General features: G+C 59.9%; 5 protein-coding genes and 3 pseudogenes. 5 read left to right on the top strand and 3 right to left on the bottom strand.

The window, feature by feature from the left end; all coding sequences use genetic code 11:
• Window positions 1-87: 87 nt before the first annotated feature.
• The 3 genes from EOA29_RS21790 to EOA29_RS21780 form a co-directional block, all read right to left on the bottom strand.
• Window positions 88-2,034 carry an IS66 family transposase gene (locus EOA29_RS21790; protein WP_245468507.1) on the bottom strand — a complete coding sequence of 649 codons (1,947 nt, stop codon included), beginning with the start codon at window positions 2,032-2,034 and terminating at the stop codon, window positions 88-90.
• A gap of 72 nt (window positions 2,035-2,106) precedes the next feature.
• Window positions 2,107-2,457, bottom strand: a complete 351-nt coding sequence (gene tnpB, locus EOA29_RS21785) for an IS66 family insertion sequence element accessory protein TnpB (protein WP_127221474.1) — start codon at window positions 2,455-2,457, stop codon at window positions 2,107-2,109.
• A gap of 4 nt (window positions 2,458-2,461) precedes the next feature.
• Window positions 2,462-2,893, bottom strand: a complete 432-nt coding sequence (locus EOA29_RS21780) for a transposase (protein ID WP_245468506.1) — start codon at window positions 2,891-2,893, stop codon at window positions 2,462-2,464.
• Window positions 2,894-2,951: 58 nt separating this feature from the next.
• On the opposite strand from EOA29_RS21780, the pseudogene EOA29_RS21775 reads away from it, so the two are divergent.
• The 5 genes and pseudogenes from EOA29_RS21775 to proX all read left to right on the top strand — a co-directional run.
• Window positions 2,952-3,047, top strand: a pseudogene (locus EOA29_RS21775) (IS630 family transposase); the annotation flags it as partial.
• A 16-nt stretch (window positions 3,048-3,063) separates the two neighbouring features.
• Window positions 3,064-3,200, top strand: a pseudogene (locus tag EOA29_RS21770) (transposase domain-containing protein); the annotation flags it as partial.
• A gap of 424 nt (window positions 3,201-3,624) precedes the next feature.
• Window positions 3,625-4,398: an SDR family oxidoreductase gene (locus EOA29_RS21765; protein WP_127221472.1), complete on the top strand. Its 774-nt coding sequence runs from the start codon at window positions 3,625-3,627 to the stop codon at window positions 4,396-4,398.
• Window positions 4,399-4,622: 224 nt separating this feature from the next.
• A pseudogene (locus EOA29_RS21760) lies at window positions 4,623-5,051 on the top strand (ABC transporter permease subunit); the annotation flags it as partial.
• A 31-nt stretch (window positions 5,052-5,082) separates the two neighbouring features.
• Window positions 5,083-6,057 (top strand): glycine betaine/L-proline ABC transporter substrate-binding protein ProX, encoded by a 975-nt coding sequence (gene proX, locus EOA29_RS21755; protein WP_127221470.1) that lies wholly within the window; start codon window positions 5,083-5,085, stop codon window positions 6,055-6,057.
• The last annotated feature ends 41 nt before the right edge of the window (window positions 6,058-6,098 follow it).

Below are 6,098 nucleotides of genomic sequence, written 5' to 3'. Positions count from 1 at the left end.
AGCGTAAGCGATGCGCCAAGGCGCCCTTTCCCGAAGCCGCCTGATGCGTATATGGCTGTCAGCCGTTAGTCGGCGCGCCGGCGGCGATCACTGCAGGTTACCATAACGGGTGACATAGTGGAGTTCGCGCAGGGCGGGGATGACCAGGGCGATGTCTTTGTATGCCTCGTGCTCGATGAAGTGCGCGGTCTCGGGCCCCTGCCTGGGGTTGCCGAGGACGGGCCGCCCCTTTTTGTCGACGCAGTAGATCAGGATGGGCAGCAGCAGACCGTGGTTGGGGTTCTTGAGGTCGAGTAGCCGTTTCCAGCGTTTGATGTTGAGATTCATGGCCGCGTAGAACCCTTGGCACCACGGCCGCGGGTCGATGCCGCCGCTGGGCTTGGTGGTGAAGCGGGGTGCATAATCTTGCGGTCTGTCGAACAGCGTCTCGTTGATCCGGTTGTGGATCCTGGCGAGGCTGGCAAACACGGCGTGATCGGTTGCAGAGCCTTTGGCCAGGACGTCGCGCGGCAACCCCATGAGCGGGCACATCCAGTCTTGCGGGTCCGCGAACCGCGGCCCGGTGACCGCCGCCGTCACGAAACCATCCCGCGCCGAGACGGTCCGCACCAGCGGGCGGGGGTTGGTCTTGGCGGCCATCCAGGCCTCCAGCGCCTCGTCCGACAGCGCCATGTCATCGAGCGCGCTCATGCCGCCACGCTCCGCAATCAGGTTGTCGGGCTCGAGCTGGCCATCGTAGAGGAAGCGATTGAACGCGCGCCATCGCTTGGTGCCATAGGCGAAGGCCTTGGCGATATCGGCATGCCGCGACAAACCCTTGGCCTGGCGCATGAGTTGTCGTTGCAGCGCGCGCACCAGTGGTCGGGTACGCGTTCGTCGTGCGGCCAATCGCTCGGACGGCGGAAGCCCCCGTATCTCTTCCTCGATCCGGTAGATCGCCTGGATACCGGCCATCGCCGTCGTGCTGAGCTCGGTCGGCTGGCTGTCGGGATCGTCGAATATCTTGCGACGCAGATGCGCCAGGCAGGCAGCTTCTCGAATGGCGCCGCCCCTGTAGATCTGATTGTAGCCGGTGAACCCGTCGGCCTGGAGCGTGCCGGCAAATCCGGCGAGCTCGCTCATCACGCTCTCGCCGGCGCGACCCATGGTGGCGCGGTACCAGGCGATCGGCGGCTCCTGCGAACCCGAGTTGCGGTCGTCGGCGACGTAAACCCAGAGCGCGCCCTTGTGCGTCGCGCCGGTGCTGGGCGCCAGGATCGGAAACCGCGTGTCGTCGGTGTGGATCTTGGTGCGGGTACGGCCGATCTCACGGATGCGGTTGTAGATCGGATCAAGCAAGGCGGCGGCGTAGCCGGCGCTGCGCGCCAGCGTCGATCGCTCGATATCGACGCCCTTGGCGGCCATCATCTGTGCCTGACGGTAGTACGGCAGATGATAACCCCACTTCGCCATCATGATATGGGCGAGCGCGGCGTAGCTGAGCTTGCCGCGTGCAATGGCCTTAATCGGTGCCGGCGCCTGAATGATTTTATCGCAGGTCCGGCAGCTGTACTTGGGTCGAACGGTCTCGATCACCTGCCAGGCCTGGGCGACCAGGTCGAGCATCTCCTCGCGATCTTCGCCCATGGTGCGCAGATCGCCGCCGCAGCCCGGGCAGCATGCGCAAGACGGCTCGCGAACGATCCGCTTGCGCGGCAGGTTCGGGTTGAGCTTGCGCACCGGCAACACCCGGACCTTGTCGGTGTCAGCGACGATGGGTAGCTCGGCATCGGGCATGCCGGCGGCGAAATCGGTCTCGAAATCTTCGAGTTCGAGCAGCATCTGGCCCAGCTTCTCGGACGAGCAGCCGAAGGCCTTGCGGTTGAAGCGATCAATCCGCAGCTGCAGGCGCTGGATGCGAAGTGCGGCCTCGGCGCGCTCTCTTCGCAGCTGCTCATCGCGTTCGGCGATGGTGGTGTCACGGGCAGCAACGGCCGCCTCCAGAAGGGCGATCTCGGCGAGGAAATCAGCGATTGAGGGAGCTTGTTCCGACACCCAAATTACATACCCGAAAGAGCTCCTTCACGGAAGCAAAATCGACACAAAATCAATAACAAACGAGCAGAATCAGCCAGCCAGACGCGGCCGATAAGTCTTGCTCGGCCGGCGCCAGTCGATCCCCTCCAGAAGCAGCGAAAGTTCTGCCTTGGTGAGCGAAACGGCGACCTGATCCTTGGTGGTCGGCCAGGCAAAACAGCCGTCGGAAAGCCGCTTCGTGAATAGGCAGAACCCCTGGTCGTCATGCGCCAAAATTTTTATGATATGACCCTTGCGTCCACGGAAGCAGAAGATCGCGCCGGTGTGCGGATTGAGCGCGAGCACCTGTTGCACCATCCGCGCCAGGCTGTTGATCCCGCGACGCATGTCGGTGGCGCCGCAGCACAGGTAAATCCGGTCGGTCGGCACCACCGTGATCACCTCGTCAACTCCGCCAGGACGATGCGCAGCGCTGTCGGATCGACGGTCCCGTCGATCCGCAATCGCGTGCGCCGTTCGCAAAGGCCACGACGATCCTGCCGGCCGGGTCCGGGCAATTGGCAACGGGGCGTTCGACCTCGGGCAGATCGTTCACCTCGATCCGCGCGAAGGTCGCCATCGCCTGGTCGGCATCAAGCTCGCCGCCGGCCATCTGCTTACGCCACGCATAGAGCTGCGCAGGAGCTACGCCGAACGCTTGCGCGACCTCGGTCACCGACGACCCCGCCGCGCTCGCAAGGTCGACCAGCGCGCGCTTCTCGGCGCAACTCCACAGCTTCCGTTGCCGCGCGCGGCCGGGCATCGATGCACCATCTTCAGACGCCGCGGCGCCGCTGATCTCGGCGACCACATCGCCCTCTGCATGTTCCAATGTCATGGCGCGAAAGCTCCATGTTCATCGGCCTATTGCAAGGTGCCTTGGTGCAACGCTTACGGAGCAGGACCGCCCCGATATCCTGAAGCGCCGCCGCGCCTGGTTCGACGGCCAGCTCGATCTCGATCCGGCGAAGCTCGTGTTTATCGATGAGACTAGACTGTGACCACACTCTGCAAACGGCCAAAATGAATGGCGTCGCACCTCTCGCCTGGCTCTCCCAGACCTTGACCCGCATCGCTCAGCGCTGGCCCATGCCGAAATCGAAATGCTCATGCCCTGGAACTTCAAGCCAGACGCCATCAGCTGACCGCTTACGTTTGACTGGGGTGCGCCAGCTGTAAGGAACTCCATTCGCGACCTGACCTGCGCTTTACATGGCTGATCGTATTCGCGCTCTTGCTGGCGAGCGAATGGATATAAGCTGGGTTTAAGGCCAGCGAAACCTTTTGCGCATTCTCAAGACAATTGCTGGCGCCTATCGTCGACTGGGCAGGCCGCCTACATTCGACGACGAAGGGTATTTCTGCCGCAGAATGGTTGATCCCCTGTAGCGCGGGACCGGACAATGTCGTCCTGGTATCCCTGTCGCGTAGGCGGTTTTGGGCGATGGTAACCGGGAGACGTGGCGCAGACCAGCAAAAGCAACAACGGGCGCGACGCGTATAGGGATCATGGTCGTAGCCGCAATTTCATTGGCGCACGCCAAAACGTCAAACTTGGATCAAGGAAACATGGATTATCTGAAGAAATTCGACCTGTCCGGCAAGCGTGCAATCGTAACCGGCGGGGGGCGCGGTATCGGGCTTGAAATCGCTCACGCTCTCGGTCAAGCAGGCGCGGCAATTGTTATTGCAGACTTGGACGCGGATAGCGCTGCTGCCGCCGCTGCCAAACTCGCGTCATGCGGTGTCGTGGCAAGTCATCGCGCCATCGATGTGGCAAAGCCGGATGATGTTACGGCGCTCGCCGACGAACTGAATGCCGAACAGCCGATCGATGTCCTTATCAACAATGCCGGTATAGCCCGGATAGCCGAGGCTCTCGACACTTCCGACGCGGATTGGCTGGCAACGATGCGGGTCAATTCGGATGCTGCATTTTGGTGTGCGAGGGCCTTTGGTCGGCACATGATCGCTCGTCGCTGGGGCAACGTCGTGAACATCGGATCCATGTGCGGCATGATCGTGACGCAGCCACAGAACAACACCGCATATATTACCAGCAAGGGCGCCATTCACATGATGACGAAGTCACTGGCCTGTGCTTGGGCAAAGCATAATGTCCGGGTCAATGCGGTAGCTCCAGGCTATGTGGCCACGGAGATGACAGTTTCCCCGAAAAACGAAAGCTCCTTTCAGTATGACCGATGGCTAGAGCAGACTCCGCTGGGAAGATTGGGCGAGTCGCATGAAGTTGCATCCGCTGTTCTGTTTCTTGCCAGTTCTGCATCAAGCTATTGCACGGGGGCCATCCTCTCCGTTGACGGCGGCTATACATGTATGTGAGCGACAGGACGTTCTCTCGGATAAATCTGTCGAACAGTTGCGGTGGCGCCCCTAAAGTAACAATATTGTGCCAGATCTGATATAAGCTTTTCAATTTTGATGAGTGGAATATTGGTGCGGGTGAGCCAGTACGAGGCGCCTTAGATTTTAAAATCTCGGCGCGAATGATAAGTTGGACATTCGGTTTTTTAGAGGAGATCTCGTTCTGGGGAAATGGCCTTAATCTGTTATTTGCTCCATCGCGCCGCTGACTTACGAACCTGGGCATACGGCAGGTACCGGAAGAGGTGATCGAAGCCATGCGCGCCTTCGGCGCTACCGAGCGTCAGCTCCTGTGGAAGGCTCAGCTGCCGCTTGCGCTACCCACCATCATGGCCGGCATTAACCAGACGCTGATGATGTCGCTATCGATGGTGGTGATCGGTTCGATGATCGCTGTTGGAGGGCTGGGCCAGACGGTGCTGCGCGGCATAGGCCGTCTTGATGTCGGCTTGGCGACGGTTGGAGGGCTGGGCATCGTCGCGCTGGCCATCGTGCTCGATCGCTTCACGCATTCGCTGTCGACACAGAAGCGAAGGCCGGGCGAGCTCTGGCATCAAGGTCCGGTGGGGCTCCTCAGAGCTGTCACCTTAACAAGTAGTCATAGAAGCTGAGCAATTTGCTCACACAAAAAGGGAGGAAACGATGAAAATTGAATGTGGGATGCTCGCAATAGCCATGATGGCCGGCTGTGCCATGCCGGCAATGGCAGATCAGGTCAAGCCGGCCTGGAGCGGAGCGACGGAAGAGTTGTTCCAGACTTTTATCGTGGACGAGGGTCTCAAGGAGCTCGGCTATGACGTCGGCGAACTCACACAGATTTCATCAGTCCAGCTCGTACACACTGCGGTTGCGAATGGTGATTTGACATTCTACCCGGTCCACTGGGTCCCGCTTCACGACACGTTCTGGAAAGCATCAGGCGGCGATGAAAAGCTGATGAGCGTCGGCACCCTAATCAAGAACAGCTTGCAAGGCTATCTGATTGATAAAAAGACGGCCGACGCCACTGGCATCAAGTATCTTGAGGACCTCAAGGATCCCGAGAAGGCCAAGCTCTTCGACATCGACGGGAATGGAAAGGCAGACCTCTACGGGTGCGAACCGGGTTGGGGTTGCGAACGCGTGATCGAGCATCAGATCGACGCATTGGGCTTGCGTGATACCGTCGAGGAAAAGCAAGGTGGCTACTTCGCTATCATTCCTGATGCGATCGAACGCATTAGGGCTGGTAAGCCAACTCTCTACTACACTTGGACGCCGCTCTGGGTCTCCGCCATTCTCCGCCCTGGCAACGAAGTCGTTTGGCTAAACGTTAAGAATGCCACTCTGCCCGATGGAGAGACCGGCAACACAATCGTTGAAGGCCTCGGCAATCTCGGGTTCCCTGTGAACGATCAGAAAATTATCGTGAACACGGCTTGGATCAAAGATAATCCCAAGGCGAAGAAGTTCTTCGAGCTCGTGCAGATCCCGATCGCGGACGTGAATGCCGAGAATAGCCAAATTGCCAATGGCGAGAAGAGCAAAGAACAGGTCATGAAACATGCAACCGACTGGATCGCCGCTCATCACGCCGACTGGAACAAGTGGATCGCTGAAGCCAAGGCTGCCAAGTGAGGCTCTGAGGTTTAGAATCGGCCGACGGCATCCGCCGGCCG

Origin of the sequence: Mesorhizobium sp. M1E.F.Ca.ET.063.01.1.1 (genome assembly GCF_003998155.1) — a bacterium.
In the GTDB taxonomy this organism is placed as follows: Bacteria; Pseudomonadota; Alphaproteobacteria; order Rhizobiales; family Rhizobiaceae; genus Mesorhizobium.
This window is presented reverse-complemented; position numbering and strand designations above follow the sequence as displayed.